Genomic DNA, 20,871 nt, shown 5'->3' on the forward strand with positions numbered 1-20,871 from the left:
GACGTTACGTGAAGAGACCGCTGGCCGCCGTACCGGGTCCCGGCGCAACCTGTCCGGTTCGTGGCCGTTGATACCAAAAGTACGGGAGGGGACAAGCGCCATGCCACGATTCCGCATGATCGCCGGCGGGGTCGCGCTCGGTACCGCGCTGGCCGGGGTGATCGCGCTGGCCGGCGTCATCCACGTGCGGGTGAACCACGGCGACCGCGACGCCGCGCCGAGCCCGTCCGCGCTGGCCGGGCCGCTCACCGCCACACAGCCCGAGCTGGCCGACGCGCTGCTGGGCGACCGCGACCTGCCCGACGGGTACCGGTCCGCGCCAGCCACCCGGCCCGCGCCGGTCGAGGACACCGGCCGTACCGAGCGGTGCCGAGCGCTTTTCGAGCGTCCCTGGGACGTGGCCGGGGCCGGCGCGCGGGACCGGGCGGTCGGCGACTACGCCGGGCGGCAGCGGGCCGCGCTGCTCCGCCAGGCGCTCGCGCTCTTCGAGCCGGGCGGCGCGGCCCGCGCGATGGGCGAGCTGCGCCGGGCGTCCGGCTCGTGTCCCGAGTTCGACGCCCGGTTGGAGGACGGGACCGCCGTCCGGGTCCAGCTCCGCGAGATGGCTCTGCGGCGGGTGGGCGACGAGGCCTACGCAATACGTTTCACCGCCCGTCCCCTGGAGGCCGGCGCTCCCCGGTACGGGTACCTGGCCGTCGGACGGCTCGGGCCGGTGCTGTCCGTGCTGCGCCACGTGGGTCCGACCGCCTCCGAACCGGCGCACGTGGCCGGGGTGCTGGGCCGGGCGCTGCGGCGGGCGGAACCCCTCGTGCGGCCTCTCACAGGGCATGAACGGCCCGGACTTGGGAAGATGAAGCCATGCCGACTCTGCGCCTCGCCCTCGCCCAGGTAAACCCGACCGTCGGCGACCTGTCCGGCAACGCCGCCATCGTGCGCGAGTGGAGCCGGGCCGCGGCCGACTCCGGCGCCCAGCTCGTCGCGTTCCCGGAGATGATGCTGACCGGATACCCGGTGGAAGACCTGGTCTTCCGCGAGTCGTTCGTGGCCGCCTCGGTCGCCGCGCTGGAGCGGCTCGCCGCCGACCTGGCCGCCGACGGCCTCGGCGACCTGCCGGTCGTGGTCGGCTACCTCGACGCGGACGGCGCGGCCCGGATCAGCGCCGAGGCCGAGCCCGACCGCGGCCCGCGTGACGCGCTCGCGCTGCTGCACGGCGGCCGGGTCGCCGCCAAGTACTACAAGCACCACCTGCCCAACTACGGCGTGTTCGACGAAGACCGCTACTTCGTGGCCGGCGACTTCCTGACGGTGGTGCGCGTGGCCGGCGTCGACGTCGCGCTCACCGTCTGCGAAGACATCTGGCAGGCCGGAGGTCCGTTCGCGGTCGCCCGCGCGGCGCGGGTGGGCCTGGTGGTCAACATCAACGGCTCGCCGTACGAGCTGGACAAGGACGACGTACGGCTCCCGCTCGTCGCCCGGCGCGCCCAGGAGGCCGGCGCCGCCGTGGCGTACGTCAACATGGTCGGCGGCCAGGACGAGCTGGTCTTCGACGGCGACTCGATGGTGGTGGCCGCCGACGGCACGCTGCTGGCCCGCTCGCCACAGTTCGGCGAGCACCTGCTGATCCACGACCTCGACGTGCCGGCGGCGGACCCCGAGGCACCGGAGGGCGACCTAGGCGAGATGAGCGTGCGGCGGCTGGTGATCGACCCGGTGCCGGCCGCACCTTCGACCCCGGTCGAGGGTGGTGTCGCCGAGCGGGTCACCGACGAGGCCGAGGTGTGGCAGGCGCTGGTGCTCGGCCTGCGCGACTACGTCCGCAAAAACGGCTTCCGCTCGGTCGTGCTCGGCCTCTCCGGCGGCATCGACTCCTCGGTGGTGGCGGCGATCGCGGTCGACGCGCTCGGCCCCGACCGGGTGGTCGGCGTCTCGATGCCCAGCCAGCACTCGTCCGAGCACTCCCGCGACGACGCGGCCGACCTCGCCAAGCGCACCGGCCTCGACTACCGGATCGAGCCGATCCAGCCGATGGTCGACGCCTTCCTGGCCAACATGTCGCTCTCCGGCCTCGCGGTGGAAAACCTGCAAGCACGCGTGCGCGGGGTGATCCTCATGGCACTGTCCAACCAGGAGGGCCACCTTGTGCTCACCACGGGCAACAAGAGCGAGCTGGCGGTCGGATACTCCACTTTGTACGGTGACTCGGTCGGCGGCTTCAACCCGCTCAAAGACGTGCCGAAGACGATGGTGTGGACGCTCGCGAGGTGGCGCGACGCCGAGGCCGAGCGGCGCGGCGCCGAGCCGCCCATCCCGGAAAACGCGATCAGCAAGCCGCCGAGCGCCGAGCTGCGCCCGGGTCAGCTCGACACCGACTCGCTGCCCGACTACCACGAGCTCGACGCGATCCTGGCCGGCTACGTCGACGGCGACAAGGGCCGCGACGACCTGATCGCCGAGGGCCACGACCCGGCGGTGATCGACAAGGTGCTGCGCATGGTCGACGTGGCCGAGTACAAGCGCCGCCAGTCCGCGCCGGGCACGAAGATCTCGATAAAGGCCTTCGGCCGCGACCGCCGGCTCCCCATCACGAACAGGTGGCGCGAGCCTTTCGACCGGTAGCATGGGCAGATCGAGGGAGGTTGAGCCATGACCGCAGTGCACCCCGGCCGGCGGTTGCGGGTTGAGTTGCCGCCACGCCCACTCACCCTTGACGATGTGGCGGAATTGGCGGCCGCCGATGAGTATGGACACCGTTACGAGCTCGTTGACGGTAGCCTCATCGTCGTGCCTCCGGCGGATTTCGACCACGCGGAGACCATCACTCGCCTGACGGTTTGGTTTGTTGCCAACGGATATGGCACACACCAGGTGCTGTCCTCACCCGGCGTCCGGATCACGGAGCGGAACTCTGGCCGCGTTCCAGACTTGATCATCCTGCGGCGGCGCAGAGACGGGCGCACGGTTTGGGCCGACCCCGCCGATGTCGCCGTGGTGATCGAGGTTGTTTCGCCCGGATCCGAGCGCGTTGACCGCGAGACCAAGCCAGGTGAGTACGCCCGGGCCGGGGTCCAGGAATACTGGCGGATCGAGCGCGGCGACAACGAGACCACCGTGCACCAGTACCGGCTGGGTCAGGGCGAGCGCGGCGAGCCGGCCTACGTCAGCCACGCCGCTGTCCTGCTCGACGACCTCCTCGCCGGAGCGCCGCCCGCCCTCGCGTAACGCGTGTGAAATCTTCCACTAACACCTGACGTGTCCGGTAGGGGCGGTGGGAGGCTTGCTCCAGTGACCCGGGGACCGCGTGCGCGGCCTCGAGGCGAGAGGAGACGACGATGTCCGAGCCGACCCTGTACGGCGGCCCAGCCACCCGGCGTGTGCGTACGCGCGACCTGATCGCGGCAAAGCAGCGCGGCGAGCGGTGGCCGATGCTCACCTCGTACGACCAGTACACGGCGGCCATCTTCGACGAGGCCGGCATCCCGGTGCTCCTCGTCGGCGACTCCGCGGCCAACAACGTGTTCGGCTACGAGACCACCGTCCCGGTCACGGTCGACGACCTGCTCCCGCTCGTACGCGCCGTGGTGCGCGCCACAAAGCGCACGCTGGTCGTGGCCGACCTGCCCTTCGGCTCGTACGAGGAGGGCCCGACGCAGGCGCTGCGCACCGCCGTCCGGTTCATGAAGGAGGGCGGCGCCCACGCGGTCAAGCTGGAGGGCGGCCGCCGCGTGGCCGAGCAGATCGCCGCGATCACCAACGCCGGCATCCCCGTGATGGCGCACGTGGGCTTCACCCCGCAGAGCGAGCACGCCATCGGCGGCTACCGCGTGCAGGGCCGCGGCGACGCCGCAGAAGACGTGGTGGCCGACGCCCACGCGGTGGCGGAGGCGGGCGCGTTCGCGGTGGTGCTGGAGATGGTGACCAGCGAGGTCGCCAAGCGCATCACCCACGACCTCCCCATCCCGACGGTGGGCATCGGCGCCGGCCCGGACACCGACGCCCAGGTGCTCGTCTGGCAGGACATGGCCGGCCTCCGCACCGGCAAGGCCCCCCGCTTCGTCAAGCGCTACGCCGACCTGGCCGGCGCGCTGACCGACGCCACCAAGCGCTTCGCCGACGAGGTGCGCGGCGGCGAGTTCCCCGGCCCGGAGCACGCCTTCCACTAGAGCTTCCAGGTTTCCCGACGACGTCGCTCTAGTCGGCTACGACCACGGCCAAAACCCTCAATTCAAAACCGAGATTTGGGCTACCGCGACGTCCGCGGTGGTCCAGACCGCTGCGCGGAGTCCCCGGGGAAACGTGGAGCGCAGCGGAGCGTTTTCTTGGGGTGCATTTCCCGCGGCCTCACCCGTCCGCAGTTGGTCCCGCTCACCCCAAGGCGGCCTTGCCCGGCCGCGCGGGCCCGGCCAGGACGGGTGTGCGCGCGCATCCCCTTTGCTCTGCTTCCCCATAGTGGGCACCCACACCCAGCGGCGATCGACCCGTCGACCGCCTCCTATAGGGAAGCAGAGCAAAGGCCCCCGGAGCACCTCACCCACCCCCGGGCCACCGGCCCGGGGATCGCTGTCGAACCCCGCACGCACAGGCCGGCAGCAAGGGGTGAGCGCGACCAACGGCGGACGGGTGAGGCCGCGGGAGCAACGGCCTGGACCACGACGGACGTCGCGGTAGCTCAAATCTTGAAAATGACCGTAACCCTGAAAGATCTCTAGACGCGCAGCTGGGACTCCAGGACGGCCCGCGCCTCGACGAGGGACGGGCCGTACCACGTCAGGTGGCGGCCGGAGACGAGCACGCACGGCACCCCGGGGAACGCTTCCGGGCCGTCGTCGGTCGTGAAGGCGTACGGCTCGTCGGGGAGCACGACGACCTCCGGGTCGCGGGCGAGGATCTCGGCCAGCGGCGGGCGGGGATAGCGGTCGGGCGCGTCGTCGTAGAGGTTGTGCACGCCCAGGCGGCGCAGCACGTCGCCGGCGAAGGTGTCGCGGCCCAGCACCACCCACGGGCGGCGCCAGACGGGCACCACGGCGCGCCTCGGGGGTGCGGGGGCGGGCCGTGCCCACGCGGCCCGCGTCTCGCCCAGCCACGGCGGATCGGGCGCGCCGAGAGCGGCGAGCAGCCGCGCGAGCGAAGCCAGCGCCTCGTCCAGCGTGCGCGGGTAGGTCACCCACACCGCCACGCCCGCGGCCCGCAGCGCCTCGACGTCTTCGCGGCGGTTCTCCTCCGCGTTCGCCACGACCAGATCGGGTGCCAGCGCCAGGACGCGGTCCACCGACGGGTACTTGGAGCCGCCCACCCGCGGCACGTCGAGGCCCGGCGGGTGGGTGCAGTAGTCGGTGGCGCCGGCGAGCAGGTCGGGGGTGCTCAGCGCGATCGCCTCGGTCAGCGACGGCACCAGCGAGACGACGCGGCGCGGCGGGCGCTCCACGGGTACCGCCGCGCCGAGGTCGTCGTTCACCCCGAGAAGGTGAAGAGGACGCGCCGCTGCCCCGGGTCGGCGGTGACGAGGCGGGCGCGGATGCGTTCGCCGAGCGGGAGGGCGCCTTCGCAGCGGGCGCGTACCGGCGGCTCGTCGAGCGCGATCATCCCGCCGGGCACGCGCTTGGGGCGGTCGTCGAGGTCGAGCACCGCCGCGTCGAACTCCTCGCCCACGCGGCCGGCGAGCAGCATCGCCTCGGTGAGGTCGACCGCCGCGCGCTCGGCGGCCGAAGCGACGCGGTCGGTGTCGGCCATCACCTCGGGCAGCTTGGGCAGTGCGGCGCCGGCCCAGTCGGGCACCGGCATGCCGGCGAAGAGGGCCAGGCACACCTCGGTGACGTACCGGTCGGCCAGCCGCCGCAGTGGCGCGGTCACGTGCGCGTACGGCGCCGCCACCGCGCCGTGGCCCGGGTCGTCCGGCACCTTGCCGTCGAACGCCGTGTAGCCGGCGCCGCGCATCAGCTCGGCCGCGTGGTCGAGGAACGCCGCGGCGCGCGGCTGTGCCGGGTCGACGCCGGCCACCACGCGTCCGACCGGCGCGCCGTCGGGCCACTCCACGCCGAGCGGCGCGGCCGCCGCGCGGAGCTTGGCGATCGCCTGCTCGCGGGGTGCGGGCATGGTGCGCAGCAGGCCGATGCCGCCGTCGAGCATGACGCGCGCGGCGGCCATGCCGGTCAGCAACGAGATCTGCGCGTTGAACTCCTCGACCGGGTACGGGGCGCGGAGCACGAGCCGCCACCCGGTGCCGTCCGGTTCGATGTCCTGCTCGGGCAGCGGCAGGCTGATCGCGCCGCGCGCGAAGCCGCGCTCGACGAGCAGGGTGCCGAGCTGGGGCAGCGCCGCGATCGGCTCGGGCAGCCGCCCCGCGTCGGCGTCCGCCTGTACACCGGCGTAGTCGAGCTTCGCGCGGCTGCGTACCCGTGCGCGTTCGAGGTGTACCGACTGGGTTTCGCCCGAGGAGTCGAGGTCGATCGTCCACACGACCGCGGCCCGCTCCTGATCGGGCAGAAGGCTCACCGCGCCCTCGCTCAACGCGACGGGATGCAGCGGCACCTTGCTGTCGGGAAGGTAGACGGTCTGGCCGCGGCGCCAGGTCTCTGCCTCGAGTTCGCCGCCGGGGCGTACGTACGCGGCCACGTCGGCGATCGCGTAGTGCACCCGGTAGCCGCCGTCGCGGCGCCCGATCCACATGGCCTGGTCGAGGTCGCGCGAGGTGGGCGGGTCGATCGTGACGAACGGGATGTCTGTGCGGTCGGCGGCCGGAAGTGCGGTGCGGAAAGCCGCCTCGTCCGCTTCGCGCTGCGCCGCGGGCGGGAACGCCTCAGGGAGTTCCAGCTCGCGGCGCAGCTCGCCGAAGTCGATGCGGGGTGCGACAACGCGTCGAATAACCACGCGGTCATTCTTACTCAGCGCGCCGCACCCCGTTGTACTAGCGGGTGGTGCGAGTGGTCGTCTTGCGGGCGGTGGCCTTGCGCGCCGGCGCCTTCTTGGCCGCCGTGGTGGTGCGCTTGGCCGCGGTGCTCTTCGCCGCCGTCTTCTTGGCGACCGCCTTCTTGGCCGGAGTGGCCTTGGTCGTCGTCTTCTTCGCGGCGGTCTTGCGCGCGGTGGTGGTCTTCGCGGCGGCGGTCTTCCGCGCCGTCGTCGACTTGGCGGCCGCGGTCTTCTTGGCCGTGGTCGTCTTCTTGGCAGCCGTGGTGGTCTTCTTCGCGGCCGCCTTACGCGCGGTGGTGCTCTTGGTCGCGGTGGCCTTCTTCGCGGGGGCCTTCTTTGCCGCTGTTCTCGTCGCCGGCGCGGTCTTCTTGGCCGCGGTTTTCTTGGCGGTCGTCGTCTTCTTGGCGGTGGCCGTCTTACGAGCGGTCGTCGACTTCGTCGCCGAAGCCTTCTTCGCCGCGGTGGTGGTCTTCTTGGCGGGGGCCTTCTTCGCCGTCGCCTTGCTCGTGACGGTCTTCCGTGCGGCCGTGGTCGCCGGCACCGCTGCCTTGACCTCGTCCACCGCCGGCTGTGCCTCAGGCTTCGCCGTGCTGTTCTTGGCAGCCGCGCGTTTCGCGGCCGGGGTGCTGGTGGCCTTCTTCGCTACGGCCATCTCTGTCTCCTCCTTGCGAATGTGTCCCGCGCTAAGCCGACGGCCGCGCGTGCGGAACCGTGTCGATTACTTGTCCTCCCCGGACCAGTGGGCGTCTTCCTCATCCCACTTGTCATTGCGCTCACGCACCTGCTCGAGCGCACGCTCCGCTTCCTGTGCGGATCCGTACGGACCGAGCGTGTACTTGGCCGGGCACGAGTTGGAGTCGTCCTCGACGCGGTGGTGGCGCACACACCAGTAGTACCGTGCGCCACTTCCGCCGTTAGTCATGAGATCACTGTGCACCGCAAACCGAACAAGCGCCACCTTTTCCGCAGAAAAATCGGACGCGTCTCCACAATAGACCAGCCCGGTAGACAACGGTAGGCGGCTCGCCGCGTGACGCGATTCGAAGAGAAAGCCTTATTCGATAAGGGATTTATCCGCGTAAGCGCAAGGACCCGCACACGGCCGCGCCCGTGACCGCGTCCCAAAAAAAATTCTTGCGCCATGACACCCGCGTGGCGTACGTCAGCCTCCACTGTGGCCCTCCACGCGAGTGGAAGAGGTGCGACGGACGAGTCGGCCTGTACGCCGGATTCTGTCCCGGCGGCATGTGCCGCCGGTGGCGGCCATCCATCTCGGCCTACCGTTGCCGGCAGGCTCCAGCGGCCTACCCGCAGGCATCGGACGGGCCGCCCTCAAACGCCTGCGCGAGCCGCCGCCTCGCGGTGGCGACTCTTCTTGGCCTTGCTCCGGGTGGGGTTTACCGAGCCGCTCCGGTCACCCGGAGCGCTGGTGGGCTCTTACCCCACCGTTTCACCCTTACCGCGCCGAAGCGCGGCGGTCTGTTTTCTGTGGCACTGTCCCGCGGGTCACCCCGGGTTGCCGTTAACAACCACCCTGCCCTGTGGAGTCCGGACGTTCCTCGGCAACCACGCGCTCCTAGGAGCACGAAGCTGACGCGACCGCCCGGCCGACTCGTCCGTCGCGTCCTCAATCGTACTAGCCTCGGCGGCGATGGATCTTCCAGGAATGGCGCTGCTCGCCGCCGCCGGTTTGGGCGCGGGCACGGTGAACGCGATCGCGGGCGGCGGCTCGCTCATCACGTTTCCCGCGCTCATCGCGGCGGGGCTCGCGCCCGTGCCGGCGAACGTGACGAACTCCGTCGCGGTCAGTCCCGGCTACGTCGGAAGCGTGGTGGGCAGCCGCGCCGACCTACCGCGCGAACGCCTGCGCGCGCTCGTGCCGCTCGCCGTGCTGGGCGGCTTCGCCGGGTGTGTGCTGCTGCTCGCCACGCCGCAGCGCGCGTTCGAGGTCGTGGTGCCGTTCCTCGTCCTCGCGGCCGCGGCCGTGCTCGCCTTCCAGGACCGGCTACGGCGGCTGGTCGGCCACCCGAAGAGCATGGCTCCGCGCCGCCACGCGATCGCGCTGTACGGGCTCGTGGCGGTCGGCGGGGTGTACGGCGGCTACTTCGGCGCCGCGCTCGGCGTGATGCTCGTCGCCGGGCTGGCGTTGCTCCTCGACGAGCGGCTCGCCCGGATCAACGCGCTCAAGAACCTGCTCTCCGCGGTCATCGGCGCCGCCACGGTCGTCGCGTACGCGGTCTTCGGCCCCGTCGACTGGGTGGGCGTCGCGGTCATCGCGCCGGCGACTCTGCTGGGCGGGTACGCCGGCGCGCGGCTCGCCCGCCGAATGCCGGGCGCCGTGCTGAAGGGGGTCGTCGTGACCGCCGGCACCGTGGTGGGACTGGCGCTACTCGTACGTGCGTTCAGTTAGCCGGCGAGGTGCGCGGTCTCGTTGACCATCCGCACCGCCACACCGCCGTCCCCCCACATGTCCACGATGGACAGGCCGGCCGGGTCGAGGTAGAGCCGGTGGAGGAAGGCGTCGCCGGCGGCGAGCGCGTCGCGCAGCAGGATCTTCAGCGGCGACACGTGCGAGACGACGACGACCGTGCTCTCCGGGTAGCCCTTGTGGAGGGTCGCCACGACGCGGCGCACGCGCGTGGCCACGGCGCGGAACGACTCGCCGCCCGGCGGTGCCTCCTCAGTGGACCCCAGCCAGGCGTCCATCTCGTCCGGCCACTGTGCACGGACCTCCGTGAAGGTCTTACCCTCCCACGCGCCGAAGTCGCACTCGACGAGGTCGGGCTCGACCTCGACCGGTACGCCGCGGCCGAGCGTCTCGGCGATGATCTCCGCCGTGCGCGTGCACCGCACCAGCGGCGAGCTGACGACGGCGGCGACCGAGGGCGCGAGCGCCTTCACGCGCGCGCCGGTCGCGCGGGCCTGGGCCAGCCCGGCGTCGGAGAGCGGCACGTCGCCGCGGCCGGAGTAGCGGCGCTGCGCGGTGAGCGCGGTCGCGCCGTGGCGGACGAGGAGCAGGCGTGTGGGCGTCGCGGCGGGCGGCTCCCACGACGGGCGGACGCTACCGGCGGCGGGTTGCTCTTTTCCCTTCGCCGCACCGCCGCCCGGGGCGTCACGCGTGATCCCGGCCGCCTCGTCCATCGCCTTGTTGGCGAGCGCGTCGGCGTGCTTGTTACGCTCGCGCGGCACCCACACGAACGTGACGAGCTCGAACCGGCGCACGAGCGTGGCCGCCTGGGCGGCGAGCGGGCGCAGGCCCGGGTTTTTGATCTGCCAGCGGCCGGACATCTGCTCCACGACGAGCTTGGAGTCCATCCGCACCTCGACCTCGGACGCGCCGAGCTCGGCCGCGGCGCGCAAGCCGGCGAGGAGCCCGGAGTACTCGGCGACGTTGTTGGTCGCCACGCCGAGCGTGTCGGACCGCTCGGCGAGGACCTCGCCCGAGTTGGCCTCGCGGACGACCGCGCCGTAGCCGGCCGGCCCGGGATTGCCCCGCGCGCCGCCGTCGGCCTCGACGACGACCCTCACAGTGCCTCCTGGTTCGCTCGCTCGTGCGGCACCGAAGGCGACGTCTTCCTCCGCCACCCCGAAACCCCGACTACGTCGGCGGGCCGGCTCCGTCCAGACGCCGCCGCGCCAACTCGCTCGCTCACAGTGCCTCCTGGTTCGCTCGCTCGTGCGGCACCGAAGGCGACGTCTTCCTCCGCCACCCCGAAACCCCGACTACGTCGGCGGGCCGGCTCCGTCCAGACGCCGCCGCGCCAACTCGCTCGCTCACAGTGCCTCCTGGTTCGCTCGCTCGTGCGGCACCGAAGGCGACGTCTTCCTCCGCCACCCCGAAACCCCGACTACGTCGGCGGGACGGCTCCGTCCAGACGCCGCCGCGCCAACTCGCTCGCGCGGGGCCCCCGGGGAAACGTGGAGCGAAGCGGAGCGTTTTCTTGGGGTGCGATTCACAGGCCCGACTCCGCGGTGCGGACCATGATGCGGCGGCACTCCTCGCAGCGCACCACCTCGTCGGGCGGCGCGGCCTTTATCCGGGCGCGCTCGCTGCCGGCAAGCTCCAGCCGGCACCCGCCGCAGCGGCCGCCCTTCAAGAGCGCGGCGCCGAGGCCGCCGGACGACTCCCGGATCTTGTCGTAGAGGGCGATGAGGTCAGCCGGCAGGTCGGCGACGAGGGGCTGCCGCGCGGTGGTGCGAAACTCCTCGTCCTTGACGATCTCGGCCAGCGCCTGGTCGCGCCGCGCCTCGGCCGCCTCGCGCGCCTCCCGGCCGGCCTCCTGCTGGGCGAGCAGCTCGTCGAGCGTCGCCTGTGCGGTCTCCCGCTGCTCCATCAGCTCCAGCTCGGCGTCTTCAAGCTCGCTCTGCCGGCGGGTGAGCGAGACGAGCTCGTGCTGGAGCGCCTCCAGCTCGCGCGCCGGCCCGCGCCCGGTGTCCAGCCGCGCCTGGTCCTTGTCTTTGCGTGAACGCACCTGGTCGACGTCGCGCTCGATGCGCGCGATGTCCCGGTCGAAGTCGTCGACGGCGACCTGGGCCCGCACGCGCTCGTCCTCCAGCGCGGACAGCTGCCGCGCGAGGGTCTCCAGCTCGGCGTGCTCCGGCAGCGTACGGCGCTTGTGGGCCAGCTGGGCCAGCGCGGTGTCGATCGCCTGGAGGTCGAGCAGGCGTCGCTGTGCTTCCGGGTCTGCCTTCACGAGCGGGGCTCCTTCAACGAGTCGTGCACGGTCCACGGGTCGGTGTCGAGATCGGAGACGACCGTCTCCACACCGCAGGCGTCGCGCAGGTGCGCGGCCAGGTCGTCCAGCCACGGGCGCTCGGTCGCCCAGTGCGCGGCGTCGAGCAGCGCCGGGCCACCGCTCGCGATGTGCTCGCTGACCGGGTGGTGGCGCAGGTCGGCGGTGAGGTACGCGTCGACGCCCGCGGCGGTCGCGTCGGCGAGGAACGGGTCACCCGCACCGCCGCACACCGCCACAGTCGAGATCACCCGATCGGGCCGGCCGGCCGCCCGTACCCCCCAAGCTGTTTGGGGAAGGGTGCGGGCCGCGTGGTGGGTGAGCTCGGCGAGGGTCATGGGCGCCGGAAGGCGCCCGATCCGGCCGGTGCCGCGACCGTCGCCGTCCGGGCCGTCGCCGGACGAGGCCGGCTTCAGCGGGCGCAGGTCGGTCAGGCCGAGCCGGGCGGCGAGCGCGTCGGAGACGCCCGGGTTGGCGACGTCGGCGTTGGTGTGCGCGACGAAGAGGGCGATGTCTGCCTTGATGAGCTGGTGGACGATCCGTCCTTTGTACGTCGTCGGCGCCACCGACGACACCCCGCGCAGCAGCAGCGGGTGATGCGCCACGATCAGGTCGGCGCCCACCTCCCGCGCCTGCGCCACCGTCTCCGGCACGCAGTCGACGGCGCACAGCACCCGCCGCACCGGCGCCTCCGGCTCGCCGAGCACCAGGCCCACCCGGTCCCACGACTCCGCCCACGACGGCGGAAATCGCGCGTCGAGGGTGGCCACCAGGTCCGCCACGGTGGGTTCAGTTGTCACGGCGGCGAGGCTACCAGCGCGAGGACGCCCTTCTCACGGTCCTCTCACACACGGTGGCGCAACGTGTCCCCATGACGGAGAACCTCCACCGCGACCGCCGGCAACGACTCGGCGCTCGGCGGCGCGCGGGTGGGCGTCAGCTTCGGCTAGGCCCTGCCTCGACCCGCGAGTGCAGGGCTTCGAGCGCGCGGCTCCACGGAAACGTGTCGCGGTGCTGCTCGCCCGTGCCGGGCGGGTGCAGCGGGAAGAAATCGTCGCCGAACAGCACGGTGATCCCCCACCCGCGCAGCCGCGCCAGGCTTTCCCGGAAGGCGGGGTGCGAACCCATCGCCACGTTGGTGTACGGCATGACGACGATCGGCAGCCCCTTGCCCTGCCCCTCGACGACGAGCCCGAGGGCGAGCGTGTCGGCGATGCCACAGGCCCATTTGTTGACCGTGTTGACGGTGGCCGGCGCGACGATGATCGCGTCCGGGGCCGGCAGCACGTCGGGGTCGCCGGGGTTTTTGTAGAGCGTGCGGACCGGGTGGCCGGTCTGGAGGGCGAGCGCGGGCACGTCGACGAACTTGCGGCCATCCGGCGTGACGACCACACACACGTCCCAGCCCTCGCGCTGGGCCTCCGTCACTAGCCGGCCCACGTCGCGGGCGACCGGCGACCCGCACGAGATGACGTAGAGCACGCCCCGGTCGCTCACCCGCTCATACTCCCACCCCCATGTGCTCGGCGAGCTCCGCCACCGGGGTCGGCGGTGCCCCCTTGGTGCGGCGCAGCACGTCCGAGAGCACCTCGTGTGCGATCGGCCGGCAGCGGATCTCCGAGGGGGCGAGGCGGTCGCCCTCCAGCAGCATCTCGCTGGCCCGCTCGACGTCGCCGATCTGGGTGTACCCCCGGGCGATGTCGATGAAGTGGTGCGCGCGCCGCTCCGGCAGCAGGGCGGCGAACGCGTCTCCGTCGATCTGCTCGTGGGTGTCGACCGCGACGCGCCCCTCGCCCAGCTCGACCGCTGCGGCGGCGCGGTGCAGCTGGACGTTGGTGGGCCCGAACGAGGTCCACAGGTGGTTTTGGTCGCTGCCCAGCTCGAGGGCGGCTTCCTCGGCGGCGGCGAAGAGATCCCGGACGGTCGCGCTGTCGCCGATCCGGGCGGCCGCCATCGCGCCGTTGAGCAGCAGCATGCCGTACACCGAGAGCCGCTCGGGCGTGGCCTCGTTTTCGTCGCCGGGCGCGAGCCGGTTGGCGATGTTGACGTTGACCTCCAGCGCCGGGCGGGCCCGGCCGAGCGCGAGCAGCGCGCTGCCGACCCGGTAGCTGGCGATGCCGGCCAGCAGCTGGTCGCCGGCCCGCTGTGACACGGCGATCGAGCGGTCCGCGGCGAGCCAGCACAGCTCGTGCTCGCCCAGCTTGCGCAGGGTGGACGAGGCGATCTGGTAGATCTGGCCGAGCAGGTGCGCGGCCTCGTTGGACTGCTCACCGTCCGCGTACGCCGTGTCGGCGGCCTGCCCGTCGCGCAGCAGCTTGGGCAGCGCGCGGGCCAGTACGCCGTACTTCGCGTGCTGGTAGGTCAGCCAGGCGTGGCTGACCGCCTTGCGCATCTCCGGCAGCGGCAGTGCCTGCGTGGGGGCGAAGAAGAACGCGCTGATCTGGTCGTAGCGCTCCAGGGCGGCGCGGATCTCCTCCACCTCGACCTGGTCGATGCAGTTGACGCTGTCGATCCGGCGCTCCGGCTCCTTGCCCAGCAGGAGTTGTACGTCGACCTGGAGCACGTCTGCTATCTCGTAGACGACGGAGAACTTGTCGAGGCGGCGGACGCCCCGTTCGACCTTGTCCACCCAGCTCTTCGACTTGCCCAGCCGGTCGGCGAAGACCTGCTGCGACATCTTGCGGCGCCCGCGCCAGTACGCGACGCGGCGCCCGATGGGCAGCTCATCCACGTCGTACCTCCCCCTGCCTCGCCGGCGACCGGGCCGGTTGGGCGGTGCGGTCCGTTTCGTCACTCATTCGGGGCCGATCGCACACTCTGTGCGCTGGCACTTCGGCCCTCGCTCGTAGTTTCTGATGCAAGTTGCAAGCAGCTCTCTGTCAAAGGCAACGACCGCGTGTCGTGCTTGGTGACGGTGCCCGGCGCCTGATATGACGCCAGACCGCTGACGTGGGAGGTTTTCTGACCATGCGGTGGAGTCCTCGACCGCCATTCATACGATCTGTGGTGCTCGACCGCTCCCGGCTGCGCCACTCGGCTCTGCGCTACGCGGAGCACGGCTGGGACGTTACACCCGGCGCGTACCTCGCGGGAGACAGGTTTGACTGTGCCCGCCCCGGCTGCCCGACCGTCGGCTGCCACCCGGCGCTGGAGCGCTGGGAGGAGGCCGCGACCTGCGACACCGCGAAGGTCGCGGACTGGTGGCGGCGGGCGCCACACGCGGTGCTGCTGCCGACCGGACGAGCGTTTGACGTGCTGGAGGTGCCCGCCCATCTCGGCCTCCGGGTGCTCGGCGCGGCCCGGCTGCACGCGAGCGTGCTCGGGCCCGGCCGTGGCCAGGTGCGCGGGCCGGTGGCGGTGACGCCGACCGGGCGCTGGATGTTTCTGGTGCGCCCGGGTGATCCGCTGCGGCCCGAGCTGGACGACAGCCTCGACGTGGTGCGGCACGGTGCCGGCTCGTGGATCCCGGCGCCGCCGACCCGGCTGCCCGAGGGGCTGGTGCGCTGGTCGGTGTCGCCGGAGGAGACCCGCTGGCGCCTGCCCGACTCCTACGCCGTGCAGGGGATGCTGGTCGACGCGGTGGGCGCGGCGTCGCGCGGGGCGCAGCTGCCCCGGCAGACGTCCACGTTGCGCCGCGCGGCATAGCGGCATAGCAGCCAAGGTAACGGCGCCCATCGTGGTGGTCGAGCCCCGGATGGGTGACGGCATACCGGCATCTTTGCCGGTTTCGCGGCGGCCATAGATCCGCCAGATGGCCTATGCGTTGAACAGTTTCATCGGCGCGTAGCGGCGCTGCGGGAAGATCTTCGCCACCTGCGCGTCGGTCAGGCCGAACTGGCCCTGCACCACCGACCCGTACACGTCGAAGAGGTTGTTGAACTCCGGCACGTCGCCGCTGTCCAGCGTGCCCAGACCGTCCCACCGGCCGATCAGCGAGCCGCTCAGCTTGCGGCCGGACAGCAGCATCACGACGCCGCCGTGGCCGTGGTCGCTGCCGGTGCCGCTCTCCGCCACCCGCCGGCCGAACTCGCTCGACACCAGCACGGTCACGTCGGCGGCCGCCGGGCCGAGGTCGGCGAAGAACGCGGCCATCCCCCGGGCCAGGTCGGTCAGCCGCCCGTGCAGGTATCCGCCGTCCTGGGTGCCCTGGTCCTCGTGGGTGTCCCAGCCGCCGTCCGCGATGGCGGCGACGCGCACGTTGGCGCCGCCCTTGATCAGGTGGGCGACCTGGCGGAACGCGAGCCCGATCCCGTCGTACTCGACGCCGTCGGCCGGCCGGTAGGCCATGCCGGGCACGGCGCGCACCGCGCCGAGCGTGGCGGCGACGGCGTCCTGGACGGGGTGGTTGATGTCCTTGTAGAGCGCGCCGATCGCGGCGAGCGTCGGATCCTTGAAGCGCCCGTCGCCGTTGAGCGCCAGACCGTCCACTGTGCTCAGCGACAGCGCGCCGTTGGTGCCCACCAGCGAACGCGGGAGCGTGGCTCCGACACCGACGCCGCGGAAGGCGGTGCCCGGGCCGAGCTGGTCGACGAGGCGGTCGAGCCAGCCCCGCCCGCCCGCCTCGCGGGGCAGGCCACCGAGGTCGCACATGTCGACCGCCTGGAAGTGGCTGCGGGACAGGCGCGGGTCGGAGACGGCCGGGACGAAGCCGAGCAGCCCGTCCTTCAGGGCACCCTCCAGCGGCCGGAACGCGCTGTTGAGCCGGAACGAGCGATCGACCGCCAGCGCGGTGCGCTCGGTCATCAGCAGGTTGGGGCGGGCGTCTTCGAGCACGGACTCGTCGGTCGGCGCGACGACGGCGAGCCCGTCGAGGCCGCCGTGCAGGAAGACGTGTACGAGCGTGCCCTTGGCCGAGGCCGCGTACGCCGCGCGTCCGGGCAGCGCCTGGCTGGTGGCGACCGCCGTGACGGTCGCCGCGGCACCGGTGAGGAACCCGCGCCTGCTGAGTTCGTGGCTTTTCATGGCTACCTCAGCAGGTGTTGGGGAGAAGCGAGGATCACCCGGGCCACGGCCACCGCCGCGCCGTTGAGCGTCGCGTCGACCGCCGCGCCGGGCGCGAGGCCGGCCACGCCGGTGATCGTCCGCAGGGCTTCCGGGGGCAGCGGCTGGTGCACGAGCCGCTGGGCGAGGGCGGCGACATAGGGCAACGCCGTCTTCGGCGGGTTGGCGCCGACGAGCTGCTCCGGCCGCTGGTACGTGAACATCGGGCGGCTGCCCGCGACGGCGTCGGCGGCCTCGTTCCAGAACGCGACCATCGTGCTCGCCGACGACCACGCGACGAAGACGTCCGGGTAGCCGGTCGGGCCGGGCGCGCCGGCCGGGTAGTGGCCCAGCTCCTGGAGGCGCCCCTGGAGCTGCCGCATCCCTTCGGCGAACGGCGTGCGGTCGGGCCCACCGGCCCGGTAGCTGGCCGGCGTCTCCGGTGACACGCCGAGCGTGCGGTACGTCGCCACCACGTACTCCAGCGGCCGGCGCACCTTCTGCCCGACCGCCGCCCAGAACTCCGAGGAGCTGAGCAGCTCCAGCAGCACCGGCTTTACCGCACCGCGGTTGACCGTGTAGCTGCGGGCCAGCCGCTCCACCAGCGCCGGCGGCGGGGTGTCCGAGACGAAGCGGGTGGCCAGCCGCGTCGCGATCCGGCGCGCCGTCGAGGGGTGGTTGGCCAGGTACCGGAAGTACTCCTCGCCGGCCTGCTCGCCGCCCGCGGCCGTGGTGTTCGGGTGGCTGAACCCCATGACCTTCACGGCGCCGACGTAGTGCTTGTCGGCGCGGTACACGTACCGGTCGTCCTTGACCGCGCGGCCGGTCTGGAGCAGCGCGGCCTGCCGCACGTCGCGCTCGGTGTAGCCGCCGTCGACGCCGACCGAGTACCGCTCCAGGTTTTCCCGGGCCAGGTTGTCGGTCACCTCGTCCTTTGTGGACTCCGACTGGTTGAGGTAGGTCAGCAGGGCCGGGTGGCGGTTGGCGGCGACCAGCATGTCCGGGTAGTTGTCCAGCGCGTACCGCCGGATCACGTCACGGTCGAACGACGACCGCAGCACCGGCGAACCCTCGTGGAACGCGGGCACGTGCAGGAAGTCGTTCCAGAAGTCGACCATCACCTCGAAGACCTGGCGGTCGGACCAGATCTGCCGGGCGATCGTGGCCTGCACCATCTCGTCGTCGGCCCGGATGCCCTTGGCCTCGTGGTCCTTCCGCGCGGCGCGCAGATCGGCGACGCTCATGCCCAGCGTGGTCAGGTCGCCAAGCTTCGCCTCCGCGGGCGTGGCCGGGATCCGCTCCGGGTCGAGCTGCTGGCTGATCCACTCGTCGATGCCGACCCGCGCGACCTCCGCCATCACCTTCTGCGTGGGACCGAAGGTGAGCCGGCTGACCAGGTGGCGCACCGGATCGTTGGCCAGCGCGGTCGGCACCGTCACCTTCGTCGCCTGCGCGGCGATCGCGGGGCTGGAGAAGCGCCGGCCACCGGCCGGGATGTTGCCGCGCAGCGCGTCGCCGGCCTTGGAGGCCATGTACGACTCGTTCTGCTCGGTGTACGTGCGCACGGTGCTCGGCTGTTGCCCGCCGGGGCGCGCCGGGTTGCCGTCGCTGGCCTCGTCGGCCGCCGGGTCGTAGTCGGACCGGCCCAGCGCCCAGTCGACGACCTCCTGCCCGCCCGGCGTCGCGGCGAACGCGGTGCCGCCGGTGAGTGCGGCCAGCCCACTGATGCCGAGGATCGCCTTACGCCGGCCCATCCGCGCGCGCCGCTTTTTGGGTGCCGTGACGGGCACCGCGGCCGGCTGCGGCTCGGCCGGCGAGCGGGTCGGTTGCTCCGAGGCGCGGTGCCGTGGCGGCGGCGGCACGTAGGGCCGGTAGTGATGCGAGTGCGGCTTTTGCTGCACCGCCGGCTCGGCGTGCTGCGCGTGGCGAGGCACACTCCGATCGACCATGCACCAGTCCCAATTCTCACCAATACTCAGTGATACGGGACGGTAGTTAACCTTCTGGGCTGACTCAAGGTGACGACCCCCATCCGGGCGCCCGCTTAAGCCCGCGCTGCATCGCTTCGGGATCTCGCGGCCCCGGGATTCCCGGCGCGGAGCAGCGCAAACCGATCTGCGGAGCAACACGGCCGTTTATCCCGTCGCGGATGACGGCCTCAACCAGATTTAAGGACCCGCTAAGAGTGGCACCCGCCGGACGCTTGAAGGCCCCATGCGGTGGGTAAGTGCGCCGTCATGCTCAGCAGCGACGAGCGGCGCCGGCTCGATGCGATGGCGCAGCACCTTCGTACCACAGACCCTGACTTCGTCGCCCGCATGGGCGACCGCACGGGATCCCGCCACGGTCGCGTGCTCTTCGCCGTCAGCGCCCTGCTCTGGGCTACTGTGCCGGCTCTCGCGTTCATCGGCGGCTGGGTGGCCGGCATGGTCTCCGCCGCGGTGCTCGTACTGGCCGGCATCATCGTCCTGAAGGCAAGGCGCTGGTAGCCACGTTCCTACCCGATGGGCACGCGGCCTGCCGCCACCAGGGCGGCTGGCCGCTCACGTTGCGGCCCGGTCCACTCCGACACGGCCCGCTCGGCGAAGGTGACCCCGCTGCGCACCACATCGTCGAGCGGATCGAGCAGGTGCTCCGTGCCCGGCCGCTCCCAGCCCGCGTTGACCCGCGCCCGTAACCCCTGGCGGGCGAGGCCCAGCAGAGCCTCCGCGGTCGCGCCCACGGACCGGTCGCCCACCATCGCGTCGAGCCCTTTGACCGCCACGTCCTCCGACGCCTGCGCCAGGTCCGCGGCGGTGATGCCGTCGAGCAACGCGAGCGCCGACCGCCGCGCCGGCGCGTGGTAGGCCAACCCGACGCAGAACGCCGGCGCCGCCGCGAACGCCTCCCACGGCAGCCCGTCGAACGCCCGCATCTCGAGCGTGTGCCGGGCCCGCACCTGCGGCCACACCTGGGAGAGGTGGGCCCGCCAGTCGTCCAGGTCCGGCGCCGTGCCGTCGCCGAAGCCATGCTCGACAAGCTCACGGAACGGCCGGGCCGGCCCGGGCACGTAGCCCGCGCCCACCCGCCGGTAGATCATCGGCAACGCGCTCCCCCACTCGACCACGTCGGCGGCCGAGACGTCGGGCCGCACCGCGAACTCCAGGACGCCGCACCGGCTCGGATCCACGTAGCCCCACATCTGCATGCGGCGGGAGAGCACACCGGTCGGCCGCCCCTCCTCGATCGGCGAGTTGACGAACAGCGCCGCCGCGATCGGCGCCGCCTTCACCAGCAGCGCCAGCTTCTCCCGGAAGTCCTCCGGCGACAGGTAGTCCACTGTGGTCTGTGTGGAGAGGGTCAACCCCATGACGTTCTCCGCGAACGCCGCGGCGGGCCCCAACCCTCGGAAGTAGCGGCGCATGATGCCGATCCGCGGCTTCGGCGCCCACGGGATCCGCTCCCGCGGCGTGAACGGCACCAGCCCGCCCGGCAGCAGGGCGAGACCACCCCGCGCGGCAAGACCGGCGATCACCCGCAGATCGCGCCGCGCGGTCGCGACGAGGGCACCGAGCGACTGGAACGGCGCCGACGAGTACTCCACCGCGCCACCCAGCTCCAGCGACAGCTGTGCACCGTACGCCAGCTCCACGCCGACGAGCGCGCCCCCTTCGAGGACGGGCTTGGCGCCGAGCTCGCGGACCGCCCGCTCCAGCAGCGCCCGCGACCCGCACGGGCCGTCGTAGGGCGCGCTCCGACCACTTCGCTCGTCGACCAGGCCGAGCTCGACCTCGATCCCGATCCGCTCGTCGGCCGCTGGTGCGAAGACCGCCAATCCGTCCACCATCGCCTCCCACCCAGCCGCGCGATAACCACCCGTAGCCACACGACCACACAGAGGCACCAAAGGGCAAGGGCCTGTACGCGACGCGGCCCGGCTCCAATCTCAGAGCCGGGCCGCGCCGTCACCACCTATGCGCCGTAGCTCTCCGGGTGGAGATACTCCAAGATCCACAGCGCGATGGGCACGGCGGCCAACACCGCGAGCGTCACCGCCGTCCACCAGTCACGAAGAAACTTCACCTCGCCCCTTCCCGGCCCCGGCGCCCTGTGACGCGACGCGCCTCCCACGGGGCACCGGTGCCAGCCGGGGAACTTACCCCGCTGGGGCGCGTCTGTCCACAATGGGCGGACCAGAACCAACGCGAGTTTCCCCGACCTCCAACCCCTTATTTCACATAGATATGTGAGCTACCGCGACGCCCGTCGTGGTCCA

General features: G+C 72.2%; 19 protein-coding genes and 1 other RNA gene. 7 read left to right on the forward strand and 13 right to left on the reverse strand.

Annotated features, from left to right (window positions below; all coding sequences use genetic code 11):
- Positions 1-100: 100 nt before the first annotated feature.
- The 4 genes from ACTMTJ_RS33125 (at position 101) to panB (ending at position 4,160) form a co-directional block, all read left to right on the forward strand.
- Entirely contained in the window at positions 101-892 is a 792-nt protein-coding gene (locus tag ACTMTJ_RS33125; protein ID WP_441222583.1) for a hypothetical protein, read from the forward strand.
- Complete coding sequence (locus tag ACTMTJ_RS33130) at positions 859-2,616, forward strand: NAD+ synthase (RefSeq protein WP_441222584.1); 1,758 nt, start codon at positions 859-861, stop codon at positions 2,614-2,616. The genes ACTMTJ_RS33125 and ACTMTJ_RS33130 overlap by 34 nt, the downstream gene beginning before the upstream one ends.
- Positions 2,617-2,643: 27 nt before the next feature.
- The gene (locus ACTMTJ_RS33135) at positions 2,644-3,219 is read left to right on the forward strand and encodes a Uma2 family endonuclease (protein WP_441222585.1); all 576 of its coding nucleotides are present in this window, start codon (positions 2,644-2,646) and stop codon (positions 3,217-3,219) included.
- Positions 3,220-3,329: 110 nt separating this feature from the next.
- Positions 3,330-4,160 carry a 3-methyl-2-oxobutanoate hydroxymethyltransferase gene (panB, locus tag ACTMTJ_RS33140; RefSeq protein ID WP_441222586.1) on the forward strand — a complete coding sequence of 277 codons (831 nt, stop codon included), beginning with the start codon at positions 3,330-3,332 and terminating at the stop codon, positions 4,158-4,160.
- Positions 4,161-4,702: 542 nt separating this feature from the next.
- Here the strand turns inward: panB and ACTMTJ_RS33145 are convergent.
- The 5 genes from ACTMTJ_RS33145 to rnpB form a co-directional block, all read right to left on the reverse strand.
- The gene (locus tag ACTMTJ_RS33145) at positions 4,703-5,422 is read right to left on the reverse strand and encodes a helical backbone metal receptor (protein WP_441222650.1); all 720 of its coding nucleotides are present in this window, start codon (positions 5,420-5,422) and stop codon (positions 4,703-4,705) included.
- Positions 5,423-5,448: 26 nt separating this feature from the next.
- The gene (locus ACTMTJ_RS33150; protein WP_441222587.1) at positions 5,449-6,864 is read right to left on the reverse strand and encodes an RNB domain-containing ribonuclease; all 1,416 of its coding nucleotides are present in this window, start codon (positions 6,862-6,864) and stop codon (positions 5,449-5,451) included.
- Positions 6,865-6,901: 37 nt separating this feature from the next.
- Positions 6,902-7,555: a hypothetical protein gene (locus ACTMTJ_RS33155; RefSeq protein WP_441222588.1), complete on the reverse strand. Its 654-nt coding sequence runs from the start codon at positions 7,553-7,555 to the stop codon at positions 6,902-6,904.
- Positions 7,556-7,621: 66 nt separating this feature from the next.
- Complete coding sequence (locus ACTMTJ_RS33160; RefSeq protein WP_441222589.1) at positions 7,622-7,825, reverse strand: hypothetical protein; 204 nt, start codon at positions 7,823-7,825, stop codon at positions 7,622-7,624.
- A 283-nt stretch (positions 7,826-8,108) separates the two neighbouring features.
- Positions 8,109-8,518, reverse strand: an RNA gene (rnpB, locus tag ACTMTJ_RS33165) — RNase P RNA component class A.
- Positions 8,519-8,554: 36 nt separating this feature from the next.
- On the opposite strand from rnpB, the gene ACTMTJ_RS33170 reads away from it, so the two are divergent.
- Positions 8,555-9,313, forward strand: coding sequence for a sulfite exporter TauE/SafE family protein (locus ACTMTJ_RS33170; protein WP_441222590.1), 759 nt, complete (start codon positions 8,555-8,557; stop codon positions 9,311-9,313).
- On the opposite strand, the gene ACTMTJ_RS33175 is transcribed toward ACTMTJ_RS33170, so the two are convergent.
- The 5 genes from ACTMTJ_RS33175 to ACTMTJ_RS33195 form a co-directional block, all read right to left on the reverse strand.
- On the reverse strand, positions 9,310-10,431 hold the full coding sequence (locus tag ACTMTJ_RS33175) for a bifunctional RNase H/acid phosphatase (protein WP_441222591.1): 1,122 nt from the start codon (positions 10,429-10,431) through the stop codon (positions 9,310-9,312). The two genes, ACTMTJ_RS33170 and ACTMTJ_RS33175, sit on opposite strands and share 4 nt — an antisense overlap.
- A gap of 425 nt (positions 10,432-10,856) precedes the next feature.
- On the reverse strand, positions 10,857-11,597 hold the full coding sequence (locus tag ACTMTJ_RS33180) for a zinc ribbon domain-containing protein (RefSeq protein WP_441222592.1): 741 nt from the start codon (positions 11,595-11,597) through the stop codon (positions 10,857-10,859).
- Positions 11,594-12,409, reverse strand: a complete 816-nt coding sequence (locus ACTMTJ_RS33185; RefSeq protein WP_441222651.1) for a Nif3-like dinuclear metal center hexameric protein — start codon at positions 12,407-12,409, stop codon at positions 11,594-11,596. The genes ACTMTJ_RS33180 and ACTMTJ_RS33185 overlap by 4 nt, the downstream gene beginning before the upstream one ends.
- Before the next feature lie 163 nt (positions 12,410-12,572).
- Positions 12,573-13,133, reverse strand: a complete 561-nt coding sequence (locus ACTMTJ_RS33190; protein WP_441222593.1) for a flavoprotein — start codon at positions 13,131-13,133, stop codon at positions 12,573-12,575.
- Positions 13,134-13,137: 4 nt separating this feature from the next.
- Positions 13,138-14,367: a helix-turn-helix domain-containing protein gene (locus ACTMTJ_RS33195; RefSeq protein ID WP_441222594.1), complete on the reverse strand. Its 1,230-nt coding sequence runs from the start codon at positions 14,365-14,367 to the stop codon at positions 13,138-13,140.
- A 236-nt stretch (positions 14,368-14,603) separates the two neighbouring features.
- Here ACTMTJ_RS33195 and ACTMTJ_RS33200 point away from each other — a divergent pair, with 236 nt between their 5' ends.
- Complete coding sequence (locus ACTMTJ_RS33200) at positions 14,604-15,281, forward strand: bifunctional DNA primase/polymerase (RefSeq protein WP_441222595.1); 678 nt, start codon at positions 14,604-14,606, stop codon at positions 15,279-15,281.
- Between the two features lie 111 nt (positions 15,282-15,392).
- On the opposite strand, the gene ACTMTJ_RS33205 is transcribed toward ACTMTJ_RS33200, so the two are convergent.
- Complete coding sequence (locus ACTMTJ_RS33205; RefSeq protein ID WP_441222596.1) at positions 15,393-16,598, reverse strand: DUF1501 domain-containing protein; 1,206 nt, start codon at positions 16,596-16,598, stop codon at positions 15,393-15,395.
- A 2-nt stretch (positions 16,599-16,600) separates the two neighbouring features.
- A complete protein-coding gene (locus ACTMTJ_RS33210) occupies positions 16,601-18,565 on the reverse strand; it encodes a DUF1800 domain-containing protein (RefSeq protein ID WP_441222597.1) in 1,965 nt (654 codons plus the stop codon).
- Positions 18,566-18,853: 288 nt separating this feature from the next.
- On the opposite strand from ACTMTJ_RS33210, the gene ACTMTJ_RS33215 reads away from it, so the two are divergent.
- Positions 18,854-19,105, forward strand: coding sequence for a DUF3040 domain-containing protein (locus tag ACTMTJ_RS33215; protein ID WP_441222598.1), 252 nt, complete (start codon positions 18,854-18,856; stop codon positions 19,103-19,105).
- 8 nt (positions 19,106-19,113) lie between these two features.
- On the opposite strand, the gene ACTMTJ_RS33220 is transcribed toward ACTMTJ_RS33215, so the two are convergent.
- Positions 19,114-20,442, reverse strand: coding sequence for a glutamate-cysteine ligase family protein (locus tag ACTMTJ_RS33220; RefSeq protein WP_441222599.1), 1,329 nt, complete (start codon positions 20,440-20,442; stop codon positions 19,114-19,116).
- Between the last annotated feature and the right edge of the window lie 429 nt (positions 20,443-20,871).

This window comes from Phytohabitans sp. LJ34, assembly GCF_052068095.1.
Classification (GTDB): domain Bacteria; phylum Actinomycetota; class Actinomycetes; order Mycobacteriales; family Micromonosporaceae; genus Phytohabitans.